This is a genomic window from Nocardia sp. NPDC004722, assembly GCF_053601505.1.
This window is the reverse complement of the sequence record NZ_JBSGBY010000043.1, coordinates 1-23852: the sequence shown is the minus strand read 5'-3', so window position 1 is coordinate 23852 and position 23852 is coordinate 1. Positions and strand designations below refer to the sequence as shown.

Below are 23852 nucleotides of genomic sequence, written 5' to 3'. Positions count from 1 at the left end.
TCGGCCACCAGCGCGGTGGTGGCGTCGACACCGATCGCGCGGAACGCGTCCACGGTGTGCAGGGCCAGCCCGCTCATGGCCGCGGGGCCCGCGCGCCGCGACAGGGTGCGGGTCCAGTTCGCCTCGCGCGGCGGGGTCCAGCCCTGCTCGATCAGCTGCTGTTCGATCGACGCGGTGTAGCGCCAGGTCGGGTCGACGAATTCGCTGCGGGCCAGCTCCCCGGTCAATTGCTCGGACCCGGCCTCGAATTGGATGAAGCGGCCGCCGGGCGCGGTGAGCACCAGGCGCGTGTCCACGGGCAGCGTCTCCAGGAAACCGGCCAGGCTCTCGGCGAAGCGGATCCACCCGCCGGCCGCGGCGCGGCGACGGGCGGCCTCGTGCCGGCGTTCCATCCAGTACCGCTGGGCGGTCGGGTTCACCAGCAGCAGGTCGACGGTGTCGACGCCGATGGTCAAGCCCGCGAACACATTCGCGAAGCGCCAGCCCGCGCCCTCCGACGGGCCGGCATCGGCGCTCTCGGGCTCACCCCAGTGCTCGGTGAAGACCTTCGTCACGCGGGCGAGCGCGGCGTCCAGCAGCGCGCGGCTGCCGAACTCGGCCGGGGCCGGACAATCGGAGATGGTGATGCGCACATGGTCGAGGCCGCGTTCGCTGCCCCAGAACATGGCCGTGTCCCACCACACCGACAGTCCGGTACGGGAGAACACGGGGCCGTCGCGCAGGGTGCCGACCGACTGCGGGCTGCTCCAGCCGACCAGTCGGGAGAATTCGGAGACATTTCCGGAGCCCCAGCGCCAGCCGAACCCGGCTGCCGCTCTGACGATCTCGACCGCACCCGCGGTATCGACACGCACCTCGAAACCCACCCAGCGACACTAAACCGGGTCGGGCGGTCGGGGCACCTTCCGGCCCCGATTAGTCTGTAGGCGGCCGGTGCTTCCCGAACAGGGGCGGACAATCCTCGGGAGGCCCCGGCCACGGTCATCCTGCGACGCGAATATGTCAGTGCGCCATCGGGAAACGTGAACTTCCCGCGTCGCCCGCCGGAATGATCGGCAACACGAGCGCCGACGGATGATCCGGATCGTGATAGATCGTCTGCGTCGCCACCTGCGTATTCGCATTCGCGCCGAACGGATCACCGGTATTCGGATTGGGCGCGAACTGCGGAAAGTCGCTGCTGGAGACCTCGACGCGGACCTTCGACCCGGCGGGCACCAGATAGCTCGTCGGCCAGATGTCGATCGTGTACTTGTACGGCTGCCCGGGCACGATCGGCGTCGGATGTTCGAGCGAATCCCGGAACGCGGCGCGGATGATGCCGTTGTTCAGGTTCACCGAGGAGCCGTCCGGGGCCACCGCCACCAGTTTCGCGGTGAAGTCGGTGTCGGTCGCGGTCGAGGCCGCCCACAGCGTGAGCCGGATCGGACCGGTGAGTTCGGTATCCGAGGGCAGTGGCGCGGTGGTGTAGGTCAGCACATCCGAACGCTGCTCCACCACGAACTGATCCACCGGGCCCTGCGGACCGGTCGACGCGCCGCAGCAGGAATGCCCACCCGCGCTGGGGGCCGGGTTCAGCGGGTCGTAGTCGTAACGATCCGGCTGCTGCGGATCCTTCGGGGCATCGGTGGTGAGCTGACCGACGCGGCCCTGTGCGGCATTGCCGCCATTGCCCGACAGGTAGTAGGTGGTCCAGCGGGTATCCGGCAGCGGCCACGCCGACGCGGACTTCCACTTGTTCGCGCCCATCACGAAATAGTCGACCACCGGCTTGCCGGAAACCTTGTTGTCCTTGCCTTTCAAGAAGTGGTCGTACCAGGCCAGCATCAGATCATTGATCGGACTGTTCCCGGCCGCACCCGCGGCGGCCAGCATGGGCGTCTCGACATTGCTGCCCGGCCGCCCCCAGCCGACGTGATCCCACGGTCCCAGCACCAACCGCTGCCCGGCCCGCGCCTCCGGCGAACCGCCGTTGGCCACCATGCCCGCGAAATTCTCCACGCCACCCGCCAGGAACGCGTCGTACCAGCCCTCGAAATCAAGCACGGGGACTGTGACATTCGCGTACCGGTCGCGAATGCTCCACTGCTTCCAGTAGTCATCGCGGGTGGAATGCTTGATCCAGTCGTAGAACCACGGCGCGACCGCCGGATCACCCGGGTGCAGCGGCGGAAACTGCTGGTACGGGCGGAAACCCAGCCAGCGCGTGAGATTCGTGCCGTCGGCGGCCAGCTGCTTGGCGGTGCCGGTGTCACCCCGGTTGACCGCCGCGCTCGCCCCGATGGTCTCCATGGCCCACGGCTCCACGAACGCCAGCCGGAACGCGCCGCCCTCGTAATTCCAGCCGTCGTAATAGTCCGACGCGGTATTGGCCGGGACGATAGTGGCCAGATGCGGCGGCGCTCCGACCGCCGCGAGCCATTGCGTCGCACCGACATACGACGAGCCGTACATGCCGACCTTGCCATTCGAGCCCGTCAACCCGGCCGCCCACTCCACCGAGTCGTACCCGTCGTTCATATCGTTGGTGAACTCACTGAACGTGCCCCCGGACGCGCCCTGCCCCCGAATGTCCTGCACCACCACCAGATAGCACTGCGAGGCGAACCAATCCGGCGTCTGATACCGGAACGGCTGAATCTGCGCCGCCGCCTTCCCGTACTGCGTGCGCATCAGAATCACCGGCACCGGATCCGACGTCTTCGGCTTGTACACATCGGCTTTCAACACCGTGCCGTCGCGCATGCTCGCAGGCACATTCTCCTGCTTGTCCACCGCACACGCCCCACGCCCGCCCGACGGCGGCCAACTTCCAGTGGCCTGCTGCGTCTGATCATTAGCGCTGCTCCCGCAGCCCGCCACGACCAAGGCGGCCGTCGCCACCACCACCCCGGCCCGAACGATGCGGCCGCGTCCTCTCCCACTACGGCTCATCAATCGACGGTAACCCCGCCGCCGGGCCCGATGATCGCTAATCGGGCAAAGCGGCCCGATCCCATCGGGCGAGCTCGGCCGCCAGCAGCGACCGAGTGCGCGTCATGGCCCTCAGCGCGCGATCCAGCGCCGCGACCTCGTCGCTCACCCGGCGACGCGCACGCGGACAGCCGCCGAGCTGCCCGTCCTCGGTGAAACACGGCAGCAGAGCGGCGATCGCGGACAGATCCAGGCCGACCGCCAGCAGCGTCCGAATCCGGCGCACGCGTTCGACACTCGACTCCGGGAAGTCCCGATAGCCGTTGGCGCGACGCCCGGCCTCCAGCAGCCCACTGCGGTCGTAGTGGCGCAACGCGCGGGCGCTCACCCCGGTGCGTCGCGACAGCTCGCTGATCAGCATCGATGCCCTTCGGTTTGACCTTGACTCCAACGTCAACGTTTAGCGTCGGGCCACCGCCGCCCATTCCCCGCACGAAGGAACGCCATGGTCACCGATGTACACGCACACGTCACCGTCGACACCGCCGCCCAATTGGCGCGAGCCGAGGCGGCCGGGGTCGATCGGACGGTGCTGCTGTCCACCCGCGTGCACCCTGAACGGGCGCACACGCTCGCCGAGGTGCGCGCCGAATTCGCCAGGCTCACAGCGATTGTCGGTGGTGCGGCGGCCGCCGAGGACGAGGTGCGGACGGCCATGGGCGAGGTGTTGCGCGCGCTCGACACGCATGCCGGTGCGGTGATCGGCTTCGCAAGCCTGCCCTCGGCGCTGCCGGTCGAACGCCTCGGGGCTTGGTTCGAGCCCTACCTCTCGCGGCCCGACGTCGTCGGGATCGGCGAGATCACTCCCCCGCCCGGGCAGGCGGCCCGGATCGAGCCGGTGCTGGCCGTCAGCGCGGAGTACGGCGGTCTGCCGGTGCTCGTGCACGGGTTTGCGCCCAATACCCTCGACGACCTCCGCGCCTACGCCGAACTGGCCGCCCGCTATTCTTCGGTTCCCTTGATCGTCGGTGCGCTCGGCGGATTCCACGCGCTGGATCTGGTGGAACTGGCCGCCGCGCGGCGCAACCTGTACCTGGATCTGTCCAGTGCCTTGCAGGTCTTCGCGGTAGGCGCGGCAGCGCGCGAAGTACCTGATCAATGCCTGTTCGGGTCGAACACGCCGTACGGCGACGTGGTGGCCGCGCGGCACACCGTGGAGGCCGCCATTGCGGATCCGGCGGTGCGAACCCTGGTTCTGGGGGACAACTTTCAACGAATTCTTGCGGGCTGACCTGGGGTGGAGCGACTCCCTCGAAGATCATCGCTAATTTTTGGCAACGAAATCGGGGAACGGGACGATAGGTACATCAGCGAGCGTGACGACGGGAACTGCCCCCGTCGTCGCGCCCGCTTTTCGCCCGGTTCGGGGACCGGTTCCGGATAGCCCTGCGGTCTCACGGCCACACGAGCGAAAGGATCGGGATCGATGGAATCGATTCGCGGAAAATCGAATTCGAGCGGGGAGCGCGCGGGACTGCCGCGGCGTGCCGTGCTGGCCTCGGCCCTCGCCTTGGCCGCGCCGCTGGTCGTCGCCGTAACCGGCGGCGGCGCAACGGCATCCGCGGCGTTCGAGCCCGCCGCCTTCGACTTCTGGGTCGACTCCGCCATGGGACCCATCAAAACCCGCGTGCTGCGCGCCGCCGACGGCAACACCAACCGGGTCGTCTACGCGCTGGACGGCATGCGCGCCCGCGAAGACCTCAACGGCTGGGAAATCGAAACCAATGTCGCCGAGGCCATGGCGGGCGCCAATATCAACGTGGTCATGCCCGTCGGCGGCCAATCCAGCTTCTACGCCGACTGGAACGCCCCCAGCTCCTTCTTCGGCATCCCACCCGGCACCGGCTCCGCCAACACCGGCTCCGGCGCCACCGACGCGCTGTCCGGCGGCCCCGGCAAGAGCTACCGCTACACCTGGGAGTCCTTCCTCACCAACGACCTCCGCTGGGCCCTGCGCGACCGCCTCGGCTTCAACCCCAACCGCAACGGCGTCTTCGGCCTCTCCATGGGCGGCTCCGCCGCCCTCACCCTCGCCGCCTACCACCCCGACCAATTCTCCTTCGCCGGCGCCTTCTCCGGCTACCTCAACATCTCCGCCCCCGGCATGCGAGAAGCCATCCGCCTGGCCATGATCGACGCCGGCGGCTACAACGTCGACTCCATGGCCCCACCCTGGGGCCCCCAATGGCTCCGCATGGACCCCTTCGTCTTCGCCCCCAACTTGATCGCCAACAACACCCGCCTCTACATAGCCGCCGCCTCCGGCCGCCCCACCGCCATGGACGGCCCCAACATGGGCACAGCCAACGGCATGGCATTAGAAGCGTTGGCCCTAGCCAACACCCGAGCCTTCCAAGTCCGCATGGCCACCCTAGGCGCACGCAACGCCGACTACTCCTTCCCGGAATACGGCATCCACGCCTGGAACAACTGGCAAGACGAGGCCTACCGAATGCTCCCCACCCTCTCCGCCAACATCGGCTGACCTACGGTCCGGCGAACACCGAGACGCTGTCAGCGACAAGATTCTCGGTGCCCGCCACGGATACCGAGAAGACCTCTCGCTCACCAAGATTGGTGATCTCGGTGATCCGATCCCAGAAGACATCGTTGGTGCAGAGCATCGCGAGTTCGGGAGCATCGAGGATGGCGGCAGCCCGGGCCAAGCGCGTACGGCTCGGCGACCGCTTATACATGGCGGAGCCACAGAACTGGCTGCCCATCGCGGCTTGGAATTCGCGGTGCGTCGTCGCGCGAGTCGTCAGCAACGCCCTGACTCTGCTCCAGACCTCGTTCGGGATCGTGTCGACATTCGTATTCGCCTCCAAGGCGGCGAGCTTGGGGATCGTTGCTTCGCCGACCACTCCGCGGGCACCGTGGGCACCGATCTCGTAGAGGAATGTGAGCTGGTTCTCCGCACCATCGACCTTGAGATGGAAGCAATCGCGGTATCCGGCCTTGTGAACACGAAAGATGCGTCCGTGCACCTCCAGCCGGAGCAGTAGATGCGCAACATCTCGGATGAGCTGAAAGCTAGTTGAAGCATAGTAAATTCGCGCCTGATGCCCTCGTGTGTCCCACCGGATCGAACCGTCAGTGGCCCACAGATGTCGTAGGAACATCGCCGCCTGCTCGGTTGGAAGGCCGAAAATCCGCTCCGGAATGAACTTTTCGTGGCTGCGTAGTCCGAAGAGTCCCATTTCATCGAGCCAGGCAGCGATGGGGTTTCGCACCCCATGGGTCAGCCGAAACGGAGCAGGCAAGCGCAAAGTGGTGACTCGGGCCGCCGCGTACTCGTCGCGGACAGCGCTGATGCCGAAGTGTTCGGCGGCAGCCGCGACAGCGGCCAGGTTCTCCTCGTCGATGCTGGCGTACCGGATCGGTTGTCGTTTGACGAAGGAACCGTCACCGATCATGTGGGCCAGCATGACTACCTCGGCCTCGGGCATCTCCTTGGAGTGCAGGGTATGTGGGATCCAACGAGGAATCGCAACGCGATCCTCAGCCACGAGGTCTTCCACTCGCTTCCATCCGCCGATAGTCAGGAGCCGGGATGCCGCCGATAGCTCAACTGATCGACCGGAAGCCAGCCGGACGCGGGTGAGCTCACTCGGGCCGGAGGTGACGTCGCGGACGGGTCTAGGGACGAACCGCATCCTATTGTCGAGTGACCATACAAGTGGCCGATCTCCGTTGCGGTACAGCGACTGCACGGATACTGCCGCTCCATTATCGGCGCGGAAGACAAACGCCGATTTAGCCAGACCGCCCAGTCTGCTATCGAAGTTATTGGTGCGCTTACCGATTGACTCTTCACGAGCATGGCTTGTGGGCACAGTTCGACTGTAAATCGAATCTGCGTTCGAGGCTAGCGAATTCCGTTATCCCCGAGCCATATCGACGAATCGGCTCAAATGCAGCTGGTGGGCCACCGTAATCGTGGCGGTCGGTCCATTTCGATGTTTGCCGAGAATCAAATCGGCCTCACCGCCGCGAGGGTCATCTCGTTCGAAGGCATCGGGCCTATGTAACAAAATGACCATATCGGCATCTTGCTCCAAACTTCCGCTTTCGCGCAAATCGGACACCATTGGTCGCTTATCAGTTCGCTGTTCCGGACCACGGTTGAGCTGCGAGATTGCGATTACCGGGACCTCGAGTTCCTTGGCCATCAGCTTCAAGCTTCGGGAGAATTCGGAGACTTCTTGCTGGCGGGATTCTACCTTTTTGCCGGAACTCATCAGCTGGAGGTAGTCGACCACGATGAGGCGTAGGTCGTGCCTTTGCTTGAGGCGGCGGGCCTTGGCTCGGATTTCCATCATGGTGAGGTTCGGGGAATCGTCCACGAAGAGTGGGGCTTCCGAGATTTCGCTCATGCGGCGGGCCAGTTTGGTCCAGTCGTCGTCGCTCATGCGGCCTGAACGCATATCGCCCAGTTTGATTTTCGCCTCGGCGGAGAGGAGGCGCATGACGATTTCGGTGCGGCTCATTTCGAGGGAGAAAATGACGCTGGCCATGCCGTGCTTGATGGAGCAGCTGCGCATGAAATCCATACCAAGCGTACTTTTTCCCACGCCAGGTCGGGCCGCGACGATGATCATCTGGCCTGGATGTAGGCCGTTTGTAATCTCGTCGAGTTCGGTGAAACCGGTTGGTACGCCGAGGGAGATGCCGCCTCGGCTGGCGATGGAGTCGAGTTCGTCCATCGTGGGCTGGAGGATGTCGGTGAGGGGGGCGAAGTCTTCGGACGAGCGGCGTTCGGTGACGTCGTAGAGTTCCGCCTGGGCGCGGTCTACGACCTCGGCTACGTCTTGGCCATCGGCTCCGGCGTAGCCGTATTGGACGATGCGGGTGCCTGCTTCGACCAGGCGGCGCAGGATCGCCTTCTCCGCAACGATTTCGGCGTAGTAGCCGGCGTTGGCCGCGGTGGGGACCGTTTGGGTCAGGGTGACGAGATAGGGGGCCCCGCCGATGCGTTTCAGTTCGCCGCGGCGGTCGAGGGTGGCGGCGACGGTGACGGGGTCGGCGGGTTCGCCGCGGCCGTAGAGGTCGAGGATGGCCTCGTAGACGGCGTCGTGGGCGGGGCGGTAGAAGTCGCCGGGGCGGATGACCTCGACGACGTCGGCGATGGCGTCCTTGGACAGCAGCATGCCGCCGAGGACGGACTGTTCGGCGGCCATGTCGTGGGGTGGCTGGCGGCCGAAATCCTCGCCGGGGGCGTCGGGGTAGTCGGAAGGGCCGTGATCATCGTGGCCGCGATCGTCGACGACTGCCATGGGGGCGACCGTCCTCTCTGCTCGCGCCCGGAACGACGTGCATGACCCGTTGTACGCCTGCGCACCGACATGTTCGGGCCGCCACGCGGAGCCGACGCGCGCGGTCATGAAGGCGCGGTGGCTAACCCGTGGTGGCGGGCGCTGGCTATACGGAGTCGTGGCGTCCCCGGGCTGTGGTCACGACATTGAATGCGAACCTAGGCGACCGGGCGGTGACCCGCCAAACCGAGCTGTGCACACACCTGTGGATAACGTGGGTATTGTTCACCAACTGTTGTGCACCCCCTGTGTAGAACTTGGGGACAACAGTCGGCGGAAGTAATCAACGCGCTGGTAGTGGCCGAATTCTCACTGTGCGTAACTGTGGATCAATTCGGTGCGGCGTGTCGCTGGACGGTAACGTCCGGGCGTGTTGGGTAAACGGACGGTCACGGACGTGTGACCCACCACACAACGAGAATGGTTGGTTTGCTTAGCAATCCACAACCCGGGCGAACACTGCGGGTCAAGTATGCCGACACCTCGCGGCGACACTTTTACGAGCGCAGCAGCCACTATCTGGCAAACAAAAGAAAATCGGAGGCCACCCCTGAAGGAGAGGTGGCCTCCGACTGACCGAATTACTCGGCGGCAGTGACCTGCAGGTCGACCTTGGCGACCACATCCGGGTGCAGATGCACCACGACACCGTGCTTACCGGTGCTCTTGATGTGCGCCTTCGGCAGCTCGATGCTGCGCTTGTCGACGACCGGGCCGCCGGCGGCCTTGATGGCCGAGGCGACATCGGCGGCGGTGACCGAACCGAAGAGCTTGCCGGTGCCCGCGGTCTTGACCGACAGGGACACGCCGGACAGACCCTCGAGGGCCTGCTTCAGCTCGTTGGCGTGGTCCAGGTCGCGCACGCGACGGGCGTCCTGCGCCCGGCGGATGCCCGCCACCTGCTTCTCCGCGCCCCGGGTGGCCACGATGGCCAGGCCGCGCGGGAGCAGGAAGTTACGGCCGTAGCCGTCCTTGACCTCCACGGTGTCGCCGGGCGCACCGAGGTTGTCGACATCAGCGGTGAGGATGAGCTTCATCTCTGTGCCTTCCCTTCTCAGCGAGCGGTGGACACGTAAGGCAGCAGAGCGACCTCACGCGAGTTCTTCACGGCGACAGCGATATCGCGCTGGTGCTGGACGCAGTTGCCGGTCACCCGGCGAGCGCGGATCTTGCCACGATCGGACACGTACTTGCGCAGCAGTGCGGTGTCCTTGTAGTCGATCTTGGCGCCGGCCGTGTTGTTCTTCTTGCCGGCCTTGTCTTCCTTGCAGAAGGTGCAGGCCTTCTTCTTGAGCACCTTTTCGCGTGCCGGTGCTTTGGGCATGGTCTTTCAACTCCGTAATTTCGGGAACCCGGCGTGCGCCGGATTCCAGGCAAAGCCGTTGGTTAGAACGGCGGTTCGTCGTCCATGGGCCCGCCCCCGAAGGAGCCGGCCGCGGGGGCACTGCCCCACGGGTCGTCGCCGGCGCTCTGGCCGCCACGACCCCCACCACTGCCACCACCGGAAAAGCCGCCGCCGCCTTGCTGGCCGCCGCCGCCCTGTCCGCCACCGCCGCCGAAGCCGCCGCCACCACCGCCACGGGTGGTCTTGTTGACTTTCGCGGTCGCGTACCGCAGGGAGGGACCCACCTCGTCGACCTCGAGTTCGACGACCGTGCGCTTCTCACCCTCGCGGGTTTCGTAGGAGCGCTGCTTGAGTCGTCCGCTCACGATCACTCGCGAGCCTCGGGTCAGACTCTCAGCGACATTCTCCGCAGCTTCACGCCAGATGTTGCAGCGCAGGAAAAGCGCTTCGCCGTCTTTCCATTCATTGGTATTACGGTCGAACACACGGGGAGTCGACGCGACGGTGAAGTTCGCGACGGCCGCTCCCGCGGGCGTGAATCGAAGCTCGGGGTCAGCCGTCAGATTTCCGATGACGGTGATGACCGTGTCGCCTTGGGCCATGGTTCCTCCTGCTTTCCGGTGCAGTCCGCAACTCGCTCCGCGCCATCAAGGCACGGTTTGCCAGTCAGCCTAGAGATAGGGACCGACGTAATACGAGCGACGTTGCGGGAGGACTGGACTTACTTCTTGTCGAGGCGCAGCACCTTGGTGCGCAGCACCGACTCGTTCAGGCCCAGCTGGCGATCGAGTTCGCTCACGGTCGCGGGCTCGGCGGTCAGGGTGACGACCGCGTAGATGCCCTCGGCCTGCTTGGCGATCTCGTAGGCGAGACGGCGCTTGCCCCAGATGTCGACGTTGTCGACCTTGCCGCCCTCGGACCCGACAACACCAAGCATGTTGTTCAGGTTCGGGCCGACAGTGCGCTCGTCCTGGCTCGGATCGAGGATGACCATCACTTCATAATGACGCACGGACCTCATCACCTCCTGTGGACTGTAAACGGCCCACGGACTGTCCGTGGGCAGGAGGGTTCGTTGCGTCAGCAACCCGACAAGGCTACATGAGCCCGGGCGGCGGTCCGCCACGGGGTATCAAGCCTCCGCTCGCGTGTGCACGCGAGCGGAGGTGTGGGTGAGAAAAGCGGCGTGGCCTGCTAAATCGGGCCAGTACAAGCCTTGGACAAGCGGACTCCAGGAGGGTCGGCCTAGGGTGGGGCGCATGTCGAACCGACCCGTCGTCCGCGAAATGGTTTCTCGCCGTCGCGAATCGGGTCGTTCGATGATCGCCATTACTTCGACGTTGGTGTGCGGCCTCACCCTGTTGCTGGGTTATCTGAACAAGGCGCGGTGCGCGGGCGGCGCGTTCGAGGAGTCCGGGCGCAGCGTCGTCTTCGACATGATCAAGGACTCGAATGTCTGTTATTCGGATATTCAGTACCTGTGGCTGGGCCGCGGCATCAACGAGCATGTTTTCCCGTATCTCACCGGCGGCATCAGTCCCGACGGCCAGCTGACCGGCGGCGCGGTCGAGTATCCGGTGCTGAGCGGTCTGCTGATGTGGATCGGCGGGATCGACTCGCACACCGACGCGGACTTCCTGCTGCACTCGGCGCTGCTGCTGGCCCCGTTCGCGCTGCTGACCGCCTACCTGCTGGCCCGCATGGCGGGACCGGCGGCGCTGCTGTGGGCGGCCGGGCCGCCGCTGGTGCTCTACGCCTTCCACAATTGGGAACTGCCGGTGGTCGCCACCGCGGTCGCGGCGTTCTATGTGATGACGGTGCTGACCAAGTATTCGCTCCGGGATCGGGCGATCGCGGCGGCGGTATTCCTGGCGATCGGTTTCTGCTTCAAGCTGTATCCCGGAATCTTCGTGCTGCCGTTGCTGATTTATGTGCTGATCGGTGAACACCCGTTGCGCGAGAAGCGATTCGACGTGCGGGGCGCGCTGATGGTGGCGGCCACGGCGATCGGCACGGTGGTGGCCATCAATCTGCCCTTCGCGCTGGCCGGATATGACGGCTGGCGGGCGTCCATCACTTTTCAGCAGATGCGCCAGGCCGATATCACCACGAATTCCATCTGGTACTGGGGATTACGCCCGCTCTACGCCAATACCCGCGCCGGGGAGATCTCCTTCCAGGACATGGTGTCGGTGGCCTCGCCGGTGCTGGTGGTGGCGTCGTTCGCGCTGGCCTGCTGGCTGGGGTGGCGGCGCGCGCAACTGGCCGGGCTGTATCCGTGGATCGGTGTCAGTGGGGCCATGCTGTGTGGATTCCTGTTGTTCCACAAGGTGCATTCGCCGCAGTACACCCTGTGGCTGATTCCGTTCCTGGTGCTGCTCGAGGTGCCGTGGAGCCTGGTCGTGACCTATCTGATGGCCGACGCCTGCATCGGCGTCGGCGTCTTCCGCTACTTCTATGCGCTGGGCGCGGGGCACAACGCGGCCGTGGAACAGAACCTGGTGCAGGTGGGTGTCTGGGGCCGGGCCGCGCTGCTGGCGGTGTTCTTCTTCCTGTTCATCGGCGCGCGGGCGCGGTCAGTGGGCCGCCTCGGTGCCGCGGGCGCGGAAGGCCTTGCTCTTGGCCCGGTTTCCGCAGACCGCCATATCGCACCACCGGCGCGAACCGCCGCGTGAGGTGTCCAGGTAGAGGCGGGTGCAGGCGTCTCGCCCGCACTCCTTGAGCCGCTCCCGATCCGGGCCGCCGAGTAGTTCCAGGGCGGAGCGCGCGATCGCCGCGAGCGCGGAATCGATTGTCCCGCCGCGTCGTACGGTGCCGTCCGGCCGCAGGCTCAGTTCGGGCGGGGTCTCGCGGCCGTGTCGATTGAGCAGTCGGCGGTCGGCGTCGGTGGGCGATGTCCCGTCCAGGGCGGCCAGCATGACCCGCCAGGCGGCCTCGCGCAGCGCGAGGGCGCGGTCGAGCGCGCCAGCGCAGTCGGGCGCGGTGTCGAGGACTCCGGCCGCGACGGTCCACTCCCCCAGGTCGGCATCGGTTTTCAGCCGTTCTATGAAGGTGGTGCGCCGTTCGTGTGCCGTGCCGATGAAGTTCAGCGCGAGGTTGCCGCTGACGAACAGGTGGGGGTCGGCGAAGCTGGACATGAATCCATAGTAACCCCCTTGACAGGTTATGGGCAGGGGTGCGACGGTGGTAACCACTTAAAGCGGTTAGCAGCGTGGAGGAATCATGGACAACCGGCTTCTCGAAGTGGCGGGACCCCCGGCTCTCATCGTCATGTGGAGCAGCGCCTTCATCGCCGGCATCATCGGCGTCGGCGCGGCCCCGCCGATGCTGGTGCTGTTCGCCCGCTTCGGCATCGCCGCCGCGCTGCTGGTCACGTACGCCCTTGTCGCACGGACGGTCTGGCCCCGCGGCCGGGTCCTGGCGCACACCCTGGTGGCCGGTTTCCTCATGCAGATGGTGCAGTTCGGCGGCTTCTACTCGGCCATGCACGAGCACGTCAGCGCCGCGGTCATCTCCCTGGTGCAGGGCCTGAGCCCGATCGTGATCGCGCTCTTCGCCGGTGGCATGGGCGAATCCGTGAGCCCCCGGCAGTGGCTGGGCTTCGGCGTCGGCGGCCTCGGCGTCGGCCTGGCGGTGGTCGACCAGTCGCACTTCTCGCTGGCGGGGCTGCTGCTGTGCGTGGTCGGGCTGCTCGGCCTGAGCCTGGGCACCGTCTACCAGAAGCGCTTCACCCCGGGCGTCGATCCGCGGGCGGGCACCGCCCTGCACCTGATGATCGCCGCACCCTTCGCCGGTGTGCTGGCCGCGCTGACGGGCAGCTTCCACATCGCGGATCCGGCGCGCTTCGGCGGGGCGCTGGTCTGGATGGTGCTGATCAATTCCATCGGCGCGTTCCTGCTGCTGAACACCATGATGCTGCGCTGGGACACCAGCCGGGTCAGCCGGTTCTTCTTCGCCATCCCGGCGGTCACCGCGGTCATGGCATGGCTGTTCATCGGTCAGCCGTTGCGGCCCTTGACCCTTGCGGGCCTGGGCGTCGGGCTGATCGGCATGGTGCTGGCCTCGCGGAAGGCCGCGTCGAAGAGCGAAACGGCCGCCGTATCGAAGAGCGCACCGGCCGCGCCGCACCGACTCGCGTTGCGTCGCCACGCCGTAGGCGTCTGACCCGGCAGACTGTGCGCATGCTGCACCTGCGCATTCTGTCCCCGGCGGCCATGACCGACGACGTCATCGAACTTCTCGAGTCCGATGACGCTGTCACCGGTTTGGTCGCCATTCGAGGCGCGGCACTGCGCCCGCCGGGCGATCTGATCACCGCGCAGATCGCCCGCGAGGCCGCCAACCCGCTGGTGGCGGCCCTGCGCGAGATGAAGGTGCATCAGCAGGGCAGCATCGAGATCGAACAGGTCGGAACGTGGTTGTCGCGCAGCGGCTTCGACGCCGAGGCGCGCACCCCCGGCAGCAGCAGCGACGCGGTGGTGTGGGCACAGGTGGCGCAACGCGCCTACGACGAATCCGAGCTGAACCTGACCTACCTGAGCTTTCTCACCCTGGCCACGGTCATCGCGAGCATCGCCATCATCACCGATTCCCAGATCCTGACCGTGGGTGCGATGGTGCTCGGCCCGGAGTTCGGTCCGATCGCGGCGTTGGGGGTGGCGCTGGTGCGGCGGCGGGCCATGCTGTTCCGGCTGGCCTTGCGCACCTTGGTGATCGGCTTCGTGGTGGCCATCGGGCTCACCATCGTGGCGGCGCTGATCGGGCGGCTGCTGGGCTGGGTCACGGTGGCGCAGGTGACCGGTCCGCGACCGGCGACGCATTTCATCTACACGCCCGACAAGTGGTCGTTCATCGTCGCCGTCATCGCGGGCGGGGCCGGGGTGCTGGCCATCACCTCGGCGAAGTCACTCGGTCTGGCAGGGGTTTTCATCTCGGTGACCACGGTGCCGGCGGCCGGGAACATCGCGCTCGGCGTCGCCATCGCCGACGGTGCGACGGTCTGGGGGAGCGTGGCACAGCTGCTGGTGAACATCGTGGGCATGGCCCTGGCGGGCTGGATCACCCTGTGGATTCAGCAGACCCTGTGGTCGCGGGTGTCGGTGCGGCGGTCGCGGCGCCTGAGTGCGCCGCGCCGCCGCATGCTCTGAATCAGCTGACGACGCTGGAGGTCTCGCGGTCCACGTCATCCTCGTCGCTCTCCTCGGCGGCCTCGCGCCGATTGCGGATCACGCTGGAGATGAACGCCGCGCCGATGAACGCCACGCCGACCAGACCGCTGATCACCTCGTTGACATGCACGCCGATGGTGATGAGCAGGATGATCGCCAGCGCGCCGATGGCCCAGAACGCGCCGTGCTCGAGGTACACGTACTCCGAGAGCGTGCCCTTGCGCACCAGGTACACGGTGATGGATCGGACGAACATGGCGCCGATCAGGCCCAGGCCCAAGGCGATCAGGATCGGGTCGGAGGTGATGGCGAACGCGCCGATGACGCCGTCGAAGGAGAACGACGCGTCGAGCACTTCCAGGTACAGGAACAGGAAGAACGCCGCCTTGCCGGTCGCCTTCACGATCCCGGAGGGCCCGGCCGCGGCCTGCTCTTCGGCGTGCTCCTCGGCATGGAACATGGATCCGAGACCGTCGACGAGGATGTAGGTCATCACGCCGAGGATTCCGGCCAGCAGCACGGTGCCCCGATCATCGTCGGCGGCAATGAATTCCGCCGCGATGACGATCGCGCCCAGCGTCAGCACCACCGCGAGCATGTCGAGCTTGCCGAGCTTGGCCAGCGGGCGTTCGATCCAGCCCAGCCAGGTGACCTCGTGCTCCTCGAGAATGAAGTTGAAGAACAGCAGCAGCAGGAACGCGCCGCCGAAGGCCGCGATCTGCGGATGCGCGTCGGTGAGCAGCTTCTCGTAGGAGGCGCTGCCGTCGGGGAAGGTGAGCGCGCCGTCGGCGGGCGGGTTCATGGCCAGGTCGAACGCGCGAACCGGGTTGAGCCCGGCCGTGATCCACACGATGGCCAGCGGGAACACCAGGCGCATACCGAAAACGGCGATGATCACACCGACGGTCAGGAAGATGCGCTGCCAGAATTCGCTCATCCGCTGCAGCACGCTGGCATTGATGACCGCGTTGTCGAAGGATAGGGACACTTCGAGCACACCCAGGATGGCGCACAGGAACAGCGCCGTGGGACCGCCGTAGATCAGCGCCGCGATCAGCGCCAATACGGTGACGACGATGGAAAGTCCGAATATTCGCACCGCAGTGGGCCTTTCGTTGAGGCGGGATCGGATGGGTGGCGGTCGGACACACGAAGAGGGCCCGTGCGACCGAGCCCTCCTGCGGTGTCGTGAGTTGTACGAATCAGACGTTGACGCCGAAGTCGCGAGCGATGCCCGCCAGGCCGGACGCGTAGCCCTGGCCGATCGCCCGGAACTTCCACTCACCATTGTTGCGGTAGAGCTCCCCGAAAACCATGGCGGTTTCGGTGGAGGCGTCCTCGCTCAGGTCGTAGCGGGCCAGCTCGGCGCCGTTGGCGCGGTCCACCACCCGGATGTAGGCGTTGCGGACCTGGCCGAAGCTCTGACCGCGAGCGTCGGCGTCGTAGATCGAGACCGGGAAGAAGATGGATTCGATGGCCGGCGGGGTGTTGGCGAGATCGATATTGATGCTCTCGTCGTCGCCCTCGCCCTCACCGGTGAGGTTGTCGCCGGTGTGCACGATGGTGCCCTCCGGGGACTGCAGGTTGTTGAAGAACACGAAGTGCTTGTCGGACAGTGCCTTCTTCTCGGCACCGGTGGCGATGGCGCTGGCATCGAGGTCGAAATCGGTGCCGGTGGTGGTCCGCACGTCCCAGCCGAGGCCGACGGTGACCTGGGTGAGGTTCGGAGCCTGCTTGGTCAGCGAAACGTTTCCGCCCTTGGACAAACTGACACCCATTGCGGGGATCCTTCCGTTGTAAAGCGTGTGAAGCCGTTCCTTGCTTAACGGCGTGTCCTCTATGTCGGTTCCGCGCCGAGTCAAACAGTAATGGTTTCCCCAAATCCTGGATAGGTGGAACCCAATCCGGCTGGGAGTGACCAACTGTCATACGACAGGTTTGCACGAACGGCGGCCCCTGTCGCCCGTACCGCTCGGTTCCCCGCCGACCGATCTAACATCGGGGGCGTGGCAGGCCGTCGACGCGGATGGTTCCGGACATCCGGGACTCCGAACAACGAATGGGTGCAGCAGGCCCGGCAGGCGCTGACGACCGCCTTCCTGGACATGGACAAGCGGCAGAGCATTGCCGAGGCCGCGGTCGCGGCGTCCGCGGCCCTGTTCCCCGAACGCGGCATGGCCGCGCGCTGGGAGGCCGTGCGTGCCCGCTGCTACGGCGCGTCCGGCGCCTACCTGGCCCTAAACGACCGCCTCGACCAGGCCGAACGCGACGGCACCAGGATCGCCCAGCCCGAAATCGACAGCGTGATCCGGGGTCTGACCGAGGCCGCGGGTGGGGTCGACCAGTTCTATCGCGGCAATCAGGCCCACCTCGAGCACGCCGTCGCCGTGTACGGATCGGTGCCGCAACTGATCGCGCAGGTGCGTGCGCAGGGGCAGCAGCAACTCGCGGCCGTGGCCGCCTCGCCGTACGCCGAATACCCGTCGGTCCGGCAGGCCGCCGCCGCTGTGAATGAGGGACTGGTCACACTCGAGGGTGCGGTGGCCGCCGGTTCCGGACGGTCCGGGCGCGAGGCCGCGACCCGGTTGGAGACCCTCCTCCGGGAGCTGTCCACCGCCCTGGAAGCCGCTCCCGCGAAACAGCATTCGGCCACCACCGCCATCGCGTCCGCGGCCACCCGGCTCGACGCCGCGCGCAATCGGCTCGAGCGAGTCGCGCCCGCCATGTCCGCGCTGCTGCGCGAGTTCGCGGCTGCGTCCTCCGACGATTTGGCGAACAATGAGCGACAAGCCCGGGAGGCCGTCGCGGCCGCCGACGCGGATCTGACCCGCGCCCGGGCCGCCCTCGCCGCCCACGACCCGGAGGATGCGCTCGACCTGACTTCCACCGCCCGCGCCCAGCTCGCCACCGCCGAGGAGCGCGTCGAGACCGTCACCGACCGGCTCGCGCTGCTGCGGCAGGTGCGTGACCAGCCCGCCGACCGCGCCAAGGCCGTCCGGTTCAAACTGCGTGACGCGCAGATGCTGGCCGTGAACAAGGGCGTGGTCCCGCAATGGGGCACCGTGCTCGACGCCCAGTCCGAACGCCTGGAACGCGCCGCCGCGGGCCTGACCGGACGCCACCCCGACTACTGGGCCTACGTGTCCGAACTCGACGCCATCTCCGCCTTCGTCGCCGGAGTGGTCGATCGCATGCGAAATACCGACAGATAGACCGAAAGTCAGCAGGAGGACGGCCGCACCGATGACCGCGATGATCGACAGCGATCCGGAGCTCGCCACAGTCTCCCTGCGTAAGACCGTCCCGCTGCGCCATTTCCGGCAGGTGCCCGGACCCGAGTTGCGGCGGCTGTTCCACCTGCTGCCCGAACCCTTCGGCGGCTCCAGCGACCGCGAACTGCTGGCCATGGCCCTGGGCGCCACCCTGTACGTGCCCGCCACCCGCGCCGACCTCACCGCCACCATCCTGCGGCGCGCCGCGCGCGGTGTGTGCTCGATGGTCATCGATCTCGAGGACGCGGTCGCCGACCACGCCGTGGAGGCCGGGAAACGGCAGGCCGCACGGACTCTCGACGAGCTCGCCGACAGCGGGGAGCCGCATCCGCTGCTGTTCGTGCGGGTCCGCGACGCCGAGAGTATCGGCGAGATCGCCGCCCGGCTGGGGTCCGGAGCGCGGGCGCTCACCGGATTCGTGCTGCCCAAATTCGACGCCGCCCGCGCGGGCGACTACCTGCGGGCCGTGACCGCCGCCTCGGAGCGGTTGGGGCGCACCATGTTCGGGATGCCGGTGCTGGAATCACCCGCGCTGGTGCACCGCGAGACCCGGGACCGGGAACTGCGCCTGATCGGGGACCTGCTGGCCGAGCATCGCGAGCAGATCCTCGCTGTGCGCATCGGGGCCACCGATATGTGCTCCACCTTCGGCATTCGCCGTGACCGCGATCTGACCATCTACGACGTGCGCGTGGTCGCCGACGTCATCGCCGACATCGTCAACTATCTGGGCCGCGCCGACGGGACCGGGTTCACCATCACGGGGCCGGTGTGGGAGTACTTCGCCGACCACGACCGCATGTTCCGGCCGCTGCTGCGCACCTCGCCGTTCGCCGAGATCGACGCGGTGCCGTTCCGGCAGTCGCTGGTCAGCCGCGATCTGGACGGGCTGCTGCGGGAGATCACGCTGGACCGCGCCAACGGGATCCAGGGCAAGACCGTCATCCACCCGTCCCATGTGGCGGTGGTGCACGCGCTGTCGGTGGTGACCCACGAGGAGTACGCCGACGCGCAGGACATCCTGCGCGTCGACACCGGCGGCGTCGCGGCCTCCGGATATCGCAACAAGATGAACGAGATGCGGCCCCATCGCAGCTGGGCGCATCAGATCATGCGGCGCGCCACCGTGTTCGGCGTCACCAATCAAGGAGTCTCCTTCGTGGATCTGCTCAAGGCGCTGGTCGACTCGTGACCGCCGACGCCGCCCTACCCGCGCCCACCCGCGCACTCCCCTGGGCCACCCGAGAACTCGGCCTCACCCTCCACCACACCGATTCCGTGCTCCCGGAACCGGATTGGCGCATCGAGACCCTGATCGAACCCGGCCTGCGCCGCAACCCCCGCCGCGCCCACCTGCTGGTCTCCACGGTCCTGGGCAAACACCTCCCCACCGACCCGCACCGCGTCCTGGACGCGGGCAATCGCCTCGGCGATCTGGTCCGGGAGGTGCTGTCGACCCGCTCAGACCACGGCGGTGCGAGAGCAACTGCACCCCAGGCGAATCCGCGCGTTCCGGCGGTGGTGCTGGGCTTCGCGGAAACCGCGACCGGGCTCGGGCACACCGTGGCCGCCCACATCGGCGCGCACTGCTACCTGCACTCCACCCGCCGCGATGTGTCGACCGCCGAAACGCTGGCGGGTTTCGAAGAGGGGCACTCCCACGCCACCTCGCATCTGTTGCAACCCATGCCCGCCGCGGTGTTCGACAACGATCTGCCCATGGTGCTGGTGGACGACGAGATCTCCACCGGTGCAACGGCACTGGACGCGGTGCGCGCACTGCACACGTACATGCCGCGTACCCACTACATCCTCGCCTCGCTGGTCGACATGCGCACCGAAGCCGACCGCCGCGCCTTCGAGAAGGCGGCCGCCGACCTCGGTGCCCGCATCGACACCGTCTGCCTGGCCACCGGCCGCACCCAGCTGCCGACCGACCTGATCGAATCCGTGGCCGCGCTCCCGGAACCCGCGCTCAACCCGGTCGCCGACCGCCGCGGCGCCTGCACGCGAGTCGAACTGCCTTGGCCCGCAGACGTTCCCGAGGGAGGCCGCCACGGTTTCCTGGATTCGGACGTCGCACCGTTCGACCTGGCGCTCGCGCGGGCCGTGGCCGTGCTGTCGCACGAACTCGCGGAACCGGCTGCCGACGCGAACGGACCGCGCCCGGTCATCGTGATCGCGCACGAAGAGCTCATGTACCTGCCGCTGCGGATCGCGGCGGCACTGGCCGACAACGGCATTCCCACCCGCTACCAGACCACGACGCGCTCACCCGCGTATGTGCTGGATCGGCCCGGCTACCCCCTGCGACGCGGATTCCGTTTCACCGCACCGGAAGCCGGTGAGGACGCTCCGCGCTTCCTGTACAACGCATGTTGGCCGGATCCGGACACGCTCGAGCACCCGATCTTGCTCGTCGTCATCGACACACCCGCTGATACCGAACAGCTCACGGCCACAGGCGGACTCGTCGACGTCCTCACCGCCTCGGGCGCGGACGTGATGCTGGCGGTACTGCCGGACGCCGACCCGCGCGCACTGGCCGTTGCCCGTACCGGCCGCGCGCTGCCGGAACCGTTGTACGGGCCGGAGTTCGGGTCGTATGCGCGGGCGGAGGCGGCGTGGCTGCTGACCGATCTGTCGGGGGTGGCCTTGGAAGCCGAGGTGGGGGAGCGGGAGCGGCGGATTCAGGCGGGGACGGCGCATTACGCGGAGTCGTTGCCGGTGGAGTATCAGCCGGATGCCGCGTATCGGGAGTTGTTCGATCGGGTGCTCGAGGAGAGTGCCGAGCGGTTGGCGTTGGCGGTCGCGACGGTGTCGGAACTGGTGGTGGCCGAACGGGGGAGTGAGGTCGTGCTGGTTTCGCTGGCGCGGGCGGGGACTCCGGTGGGCGTGCTGATGCGGCGGTGGTTGCTGGGGCGGGGGATCGAGGTGCCGCATTACGCGGTGTCGATCGTGCGGGAGCGGGGGATCGACGCCGTGGCGTTGGATTACCTGGCGCGCCAGCATGATCCGGGGCAGATCGTCTTCGTGGACGGGTGGACCGGCAAGGGGGCCATCACCCGGGAGCTCGCCGCGGCGCTGACGGCCTACGAGGCAGCGGGCGGGGCGCGCTTCGATCCCGACCTGGCGGTGCTCGCCGATCCGGGGAGCTGCGTGCGCACCTTCGGCACCCGCGACGACTTCCTCATCGCGTCGGCGTGCCTGAATTCCACCGTGTCGGGCCTGGTTTCGCGCACGGTGCTCAATGACCGGCTGATCGGGCCGGGACAGTTCCACGGGGCCAAGTTCTACGCCGAGCTGGCGGGACAGGATGTCTCCAATCGCCTGCTCGACACCGTGAGCGACTGCTTCGACCGGGTGCGCCCGCAGGTGGGCGCGCGCGTACGCGAGCTGCTGGCCGCCGACCGGACACCCACCTGGGCGGGCTGGGAATCGGTGGAGCGGGTGCGCGCCGAATACGGGATCTCCAGCGTGAACTTCGTGAAACCCGGTGTGGGAGAGACGACCCGGGTGCTGCTGCGGCGGGTGCCGTGGCGGGTGCTGGTGCGCGACCCCGACGCGGGTGAACACGCCCACATCCGGCTGCTGGCGGCGGCGCGCGGCGTGCCGGTCGAGACGGTGCCGGATTTGGCGTATGCCTGTATGGGCTTGATCAAGGATATGAAGGGATAGCTGGTGCGCTCGGTGATGGTGGCGACGGATCTGGATCGAACCATGATCTACACGCGAGCGGCCGGGGGGCCCTCGAACGCGGCGACGGTGTGCGTGGAACACCATGAGGGGCAACCCCTCTCGTACATGACGGAGGCAGCCGCACGCCGGTTGAGCGCGCTCGCCGCGACGGCCGCGGTGGTGCCGGTGACCACCCGCACCATCGAGCAGTTCCAGCGGGTGACGCTGCCCGGCGGCCCGTGGACCTACGCGGTCACCAGCAATGGCGGCACCATCCTGCGCAACGGCCTGCCCGACCGGCGCTGGCGCTCGGCGCTCGACGCCCGGGTGCGCGCCGAATGCGCCACCCTGATCGAGGTGCGCGCGGAATTGCGTGCGCGCGTGGACGAGTCGTTCGCCCTCAAGCTGCGCGAGGCCGACGACCTGTTCTGCTACCTGGTCGTCGACGTCGACCGCCAGCCCGCGAACCTCCTCGCGGATCTCGATGCCTGGTGCCGCCCGCGCGGCTGGTCGGTCTCCCAACAGGGCCGCAAGATCTACGCGATGCCGACGCCGGTCTGCAAGAGCACCGCGGTGCAGGAGGTCCGCAGGCGTTTGCTCGATGCCGGTGAACTGCACCCCGATTCGGTGCTGGCGGCCGCGGGCGACGGCGCGCTGGATGCCGAACTGCTGCGCACCGCCGACCTCGCCATCCGTCCCCGCCACGGCGAACTGCACGAGCGGAACTGGACGGCTCCGGGCGTGACCGTCGGCGCGACCGCTGGCATTCACGCCGCGGAGGAGATCCTCGACTACTTCCTGCGCGTCAGCGCCAACCCGCCAGCAGCTGGTTCACCTGTCCGGACAGGGCACGCTGCAGGAACGGGCCGAAACTGACCCGCGCCACACCGAGTTCGGCGAAGTAGGCGGGCGTGCCGTCGTCGGGCAGGCCGATCGCGTTGACCGGCAGCGGCAGTTCGGCGGTCAGCGTGCGCTGCACCTGCGGATCGTGGCGGCCCACCGGGTAGAGCACGTCCGCGCCCGCCTCGGCGGCCAGCTTCAGCCGGGTGAGCGCGCTGTCGAGTCGCTCCTCGGGAGTGCCGGTGTCCTGGCGCAGGAACACGTCGGTGCGTGCGTTGATCACCACGTGCACGCCGGAAGCGTCGGCGGCGGAACGCAATTCGGCCACCAGGTCGGCGTGCTCCTGCGGGGTGCGCAACCGGCCGCCCTCGCTGTGCACCGAGTCCTCGAGATTGAAGCCCACCGCGCCCGCCTCGAGCAGGCCGTCGATGATCGAGGACGGCTTCTCGGCATACCCGGACTCCAGATCGACCGACACCGGAATGTCCACGGTCGCCGTGATTTCCCGCACCCGGCCCAGCACGTCGGCGAGGGTCATGCCCTCCTGGTCCGGTTTGCCCATCGAATCCGCGAGCGGATGACTGCCGATGGTGAGCGCTGCGAACCCGGCGTCCGCCACCAGTTTCGCGGACCAGGCATCCCACACCGTAGGCAGGATCACGGGATTACCGGGCTGATGCAGTTGCAGGAACGAGGTGGCTTTCTCACCGAGGCTGGTCATGATCTCGATTCTCGACCAGCGCACCGATTTTGGCGACCACCCGCGCCGCATCGGGACCGCTCGCCCGCACTTCCAGGTCGTGGCCGGGAAGCACTCCGAGGGTGAGCACCCGGGTGAGGCTGTCACCCGGGACCGGGCCCGCGCCGGTGGTGGCATTGCGCAGGGTCACGGTGGCGTCGAAATCCCGCAGGGACGCGACCAATTCGGCGGCGGGCCGCGCGTGCAGGCCGTGTTCGCCGGTGACGGTGAAAGTGTCGGTGACCGAATCATCCACAGCGGCAGTGCCTGTGGATGAAAGGGCACCGCCTGTGGATGGCTGTGGATCGATTCCGCGACCGGCCTCGGCCGCGAGACCGAGCTGAGTTCGCTTGGCCGTCAGCGCGCGCTCGGCCTCGGCGGCCACCAGGTCCAGATCGGCTCCGCCCCCGGCCGTCGCCAGCGCCGACAGCAGACCCTCCACCAGCGTGACCCTGATCATCGCCTTCGCCATCAAGTTCACCATCGGCCTCCGCGCTACGGAGGAAGAGGAGTTCGTGGGCA

General features: G+C 67.3%; 23 protein-coding genes. 9 read left to right on the top strand and 14 right to left on the bottom strand.

All coding sequences use genetic code 11. The annotated features are described in order from the left end of the window. The 3 genes from ACWELQ_RS07440 to ACWELQ_RS07430 form a co-directional block, all read right to left on the bottom strand. Positions 1 to 866, bottom strand: an 866-nt coding sequence (locus ACWELQ_RS07440) for a DUF6301 family protein (RefSeq protein WP_452396184.1), incomplete at its 3' end; no start/stop codon positions are given. 136 nt (positions 867 to 1002) lie between these two features. Beyond that, entirely contained in the window at positions 1003 to 2889 is a 1887-nt protein-coding gene (locus ACWELQ_RS07435) for a CocE/NonD family hydrolase (RefSeq protein ID WP_452396187.1), read from the bottom strand. An 82-nt stretch (positions 2890 to 2971) separates the two neighbouring features. Next, a complete protein-coding gene (locus ACWELQ_RS07430) occupies positions 2972 to 3334 on the bottom strand; it encodes a MerR family transcriptional regulator (protein WP_452396183.1) in 363 nt (120 codons plus the stop codon). 84 nt (positions 3335 to 3418) lie between these two features. Here ACWELQ_RS07430 and ACWELQ_RS07425 point away from each other — a divergent pair, with 84 nt between their 5' ends. Then, positions 3419 to 4204 (top strand): amidohydrolase family protein, encoded by a 786-nt coding sequence (locus ACWELQ_RS07425; protein WP_452396182.1) that lies wholly within the window; start codon positions 3419 to 3421, stop codon positions 4202 to 4204. A 195-nt stretch (positions 4205 to 4399) separates the two neighbouring features. Next, complete coding sequence (locus ACWELQ_RS07420) at positions 4400 to 5458, top strand: alpha/beta hydrolase (RefSeq protein WP_452396181.1); 1059 nt, start codon at positions 4400 to 4402, stop codon at positions 5456 to 5458. A 1-nt stretch (position 5459) separates the two neighbouring features. Here the strand turns inward: ACWELQ_RS07420 and ACWELQ_RS07415 are convergent, their stop codons facing one another. From ACWELQ_RS07415 to rpsF, 6 genes are all read right to left on the bottom strand, one after another. After that, complete coding sequence (locus ACWELQ_RS07415) at positions 5460 to 6809, bottom strand: LAGLIDADG family homing endonuclease (protein ID WP_452396180.1); 1350 nt, start codon at positions 6807 to 6809, stop codon at positions 5460 to 5462. A 45-nt stretch (positions 6810 to 6854) separates the two neighbouring features. Then, a complete protein-coding gene (gene dnaB / locus ACWELQ_RS07410; RefSeq protein WP_452396179.1) occupies positions 6855 to 8249 on the bottom strand; it encodes a replicative DNA helicase in 1395 nt (464 codons plus the stop codon). Positions 8250 to 8869: 620 nt separating this feature from the next. Continuing rightward, positions 8870 to 9325 carry a 50S ribosomal protein L9 gene (rplI, locus tag ACWELQ_RS07405; protein WP_452396178.1) on the bottom strand — a complete coding sequence of 152 codons (456 nt, stop codon included), beginning with the start codon at positions 9323 to 9325 and terminating at the stop codon, positions 8870 to 8872. Between the two features lie 17 nt (positions 9326 to 9342). Then, positions 9343 to 9612 (bottom strand): 30S ribosomal protein S18, encoded by a 270-nt coding sequence (gene rpsR, locus ACWELQ_RS07400; RefSeq protein ID WP_120739213.1) that lies wholly within the window; start codon positions 9610 to 9612, stop codon positions 9343 to 9345. Positions 9613 to 9674: 62 nt separating this feature from the next. Further along, complete coding sequence (locus ACWELQ_RS07395) at positions 9675 to 10235, bottom strand: single-stranded DNA-binding protein (protein WP_452396177.1); 561 nt, start codon at positions 10233 to 10235, stop codon at positions 9675 to 9677. Positions 10236 to 10354: 119 nt separating this feature from the next. Continuing rightward, entirely contained in the window at positions 10355 to 10645 is a 291-nt protein-coding gene (gene rpsF, locus ACWELQ_RS07390; RefSeq protein ID WP_379358914.1) for a 30S ribosomal protein S6, read from the bottom strand. 307 nt (positions 10646 to 10952) lie between these two features. Here rpsF and ACWELQ_RS07385 point away from each other — a divergent pair, with 307 nt between their 5' ends. Next, positions 10953 to 12308 carry a glycosyltransferase family 87 protein gene (locus ACWELQ_RS07385; RefSeq protein WP_452396176.1) on the top strand — a complete coding sequence of 452 codons (1356 nt, stop codon included), beginning with the start codon at positions 10953 to 10955 and terminating at the stop codon, positions 12306 to 12308. On the opposite strand, the gene ACWELQ_RS07380 is transcribed toward ACWELQ_RS07385, so the two are convergent. Next, complete coding sequence (locus tag ACWELQ_RS07380) at positions 12210 to 12770, bottom strand: CGNR zinc finger domain-containing protein (protein ID WP_452396175.1); 561 nt, start codon at positions 12768 to 12770, stop codon at positions 12210 to 12212. The two genes, ACWELQ_RS07385 and ACWELQ_RS07380, sit on opposite strands and share 99 nt — an antisense overlap. A gap of 85 nt (positions 12771 to 12855) precedes the next feature. Between ACWELQ_RS07380 and ACWELQ_RS07375 the strand changes: the two genes are divergently transcribed. Both ACWELQ_RS07375 and ACWELQ_RS07370 read left to right on the top strand, forming a co-directional pair. Beyond that, on the top strand, positions 12856 to 13797 hold the full coding sequence (locus ACWELQ_RS07375) for a DMT family transporter (protein ID WP_452396174.1): 942 nt from the start codon (positions 12856 to 12858) through the stop codon (positions 13795 to 13797). A 17-nt stretch (positions 13798 to 13814) separates the two neighbouring features. Next, complete coding sequence (locus tag ACWELQ_RS07370) at positions 13815 to 14780, top strand: DUF389 domain-containing protein (protein WP_452396173.1); 966 nt, start codon at positions 13815 to 13817, stop codon at positions 14778 to 14780. A 1-nt stretch (position 14781) separates the two neighbouring features. On the opposite strand, the gene ACWELQ_RS07365 is transcribed toward ACWELQ_RS07370, so the two are convergent. Both ACWELQ_RS07365 and ACWELQ_RS07360 read right to left on the bottom strand, forming a co-directional pair. Next, entirely contained in the window at positions 14782 to 15900 is a 1119-nt protein-coding gene (locus tag ACWELQ_RS07365) for a DUF475 domain-containing protein (RefSeq protein ID WP_452396172.1), read from the bottom strand. 103 nt (positions 15901 to 16003) lie between these two features. Beyond that, positions 16004 to 16579: a TerD family protein gene (locus ACWELQ_RS07360; protein WP_452396171.1), complete on the bottom strand. Its 576-nt coding sequence runs from the start codon at positions 16577 to 16579 to the stop codon at positions 16004 to 16006. Between the two features lie 228 nt (positions 16580 to 16807). Between ACWELQ_RS07360 and ACWELQ_RS07355 the strand changes: the two genes are divergently transcribed. Genes ACWELQ_RS07355 through ACWELQ_RS07340 form a run of 4 tightly spaced genes read left to right on the top strand, consistent with a single transcriptional unit; the run spans position 16808 to position 22627 of the window. Beyond that, positions 16808 to 18013: a hypothetical protein gene (locus ACWELQ_RS07355; protein ID WP_452396170.1), complete on the top strand. Its 1206-nt coding sequence runs from the start codon at positions 16808 to 16810 to the stop codon at positions 18011 to 18013. Between the two features lie 40 nt (positions 18014 to 18053). After that, complete coding sequence (locus tag ACWELQ_RS07350; RefSeq protein ID WP_452396186.1) at positions 18054 to 19265, top strand: HpcH/HpaI aldolase/citrate lyase family protein; 1212 nt, start codon at positions 18054 to 18056, stop codon at positions 19263 to 19265. Then, positions 19262 to 21751 (top strand): phosphoribosyltransferase, encoded by a 2490-nt coding sequence (locus ACWELQ_RS07345; protein WP_452396169.1) that lies wholly within the window; start codon positions 19262 to 19264, stop codon positions 21749 to 21751. Before ACWELQ_RS07350 ends, ACWELQ_RS07345 begins: the two co-directional genes overlap by 4 nt. A gap of 3 nt (positions 21752 to 21754) precedes the next feature. Next, positions 21755 to 22627: an HAD family hydrolase gene (locus ACWELQ_RS07340; protein ID WP_452396168.1), complete on the top strand. Its 873-nt coding sequence runs from the start codon at positions 21755 to 21757 to the stop codon at positions 22625 to 22627. Here ACWELQ_RS07340 and ACWELQ_RS07335 read toward each other — a convergent pair. After that, positions 22557 to 23315 carry an isocitrate lyase/PEP mutase family protein gene (locus ACWELQ_RS07335; RefSeq protein ID WP_452396185.1) on the bottom strand — a complete coding sequence of 253 codons (759 nt, stop codon included), beginning with the start codon at positions 23313 to 23315 and terminating at the stop codon, positions 22557 to 22559. The genes ACWELQ_RS07340 and ACWELQ_RS07335 overlap by 71 nt on opposite strands. Further along, positions 23296 to 23802: an HPr family phosphocarrier protein gene (locus ACWELQ_RS07330; protein ID WP_452396167.1), complete on the bottom strand. Its 507-nt coding sequence runs from the start codon at positions 23800 to 23802 to the stop codon at positions 23296 to 23298. Before ACWELQ_RS07330 ends, ACWELQ_RS07335 begins: the two co-directional genes overlap by 20 nt. Between the last annotated feature and the right edge of the window lie 50 nt (positions 23803 to 23852).

Bases quoted from the DNA above. Each gene is read 5' to 3' on its own strand.
- ACWELQ_RS07385 (WP_452396176.1), top strand. From the start codon at position 10,953: ATGATCGCCATTACTTCGACGTTGGTGTGCGGCCTCACCCTGTTGCTG.
- ACWELQ_RS07395 (WP_452396177.1), bottom strand. From the start codon at position 10,235: ATGGCCCAAGGCGACACGGTCATCACCGTCATCGGAAATCTGACGGCT.
- dnaB (WP_452396179.1), bottom strand. From the start codon at position 8,249: ATGGCAGTCGTCGACGATCGCGGCCACGATGATCACGGCCCTTCCGAC.
- ACWELQ_RS07420 (WP_452396181.1), top strand. From the start codon at position 4,400: ATGGAATCGATTCGCGGAAAATCGAATTCGAGCGGGGAGCGCGCGGGA.
- ACWELQ_RS07370 (WP_452396173.1), top strand. From the start codon at position 13,815: ATGCTGCACCTGCGCATTCTGTCCCCGGCGGCCATGACCGACGACGTC.
- ACWELQ_RS07330 (WP_452396167.1), bottom strand. From the start codon at position 23,802: ATGGCGAAGGCGATGATCAGGGTCACGCTGGTGGAGGGTCTGCTGTCG.
- rpsR (WP_120739213.1), bottom strand. From the start codon at position 9,612: ATGCCCAAAGCACCGGCACGCGAAAAGGTGCTCAAGAAGAAGGCCTGC.
- ACWELQ_RS07380 (WP_452396175.1), bottom strand. From the start codon at position 12,770: ATGTCCAGCTTCGCCGACCCCCACCTGTTCGTCAGCGGCAACCTCGCG.
- rplI (WP_452396178.1), bottom strand. From the start codon at position 9,325: ATGAAGCTCATCCTCACCGCTGATGTCGACAACCTCGGTGCGCCCGGC.
- ACWELQ_RS07430 (WP_452396183.1), bottom strand. From the start codon at position 3,334: ATGCTGATCAGCGAGCTGTCGCGACGCACCGGGGTGAGCGCCCGCGCG.
- ACWELQ_RS07425 (WP_452396182.1), top strand. From the start codon at position 3,419: ATGGTCACCGATGTACACGCACACGTCACCGTCGACACCGCCGCCCAA.
- ACWELQ_RS07360 (WP_452396171.1), bottom strand. From the start codon at position 16,579: ATGGGTGTCAGTTTGTCCAAGGGCGGAAACGTTTCGCTGACCAAGCAG.
- ACWELQ_RS07350 (WP_452396186.1), top strand. From the start codon at position 18,054: ATGATCGACAGCGATCCGGAGCTCGCCACAGTCTCCCTGCGTAAGACC.
- ACWELQ_RS07375 (WP_452396174.1), top strand. From the start codon at position 12,856: ATGGACAACCGGCTTCTCGAAGTGGCGGGACCCCCGGCTCTCATCGTC.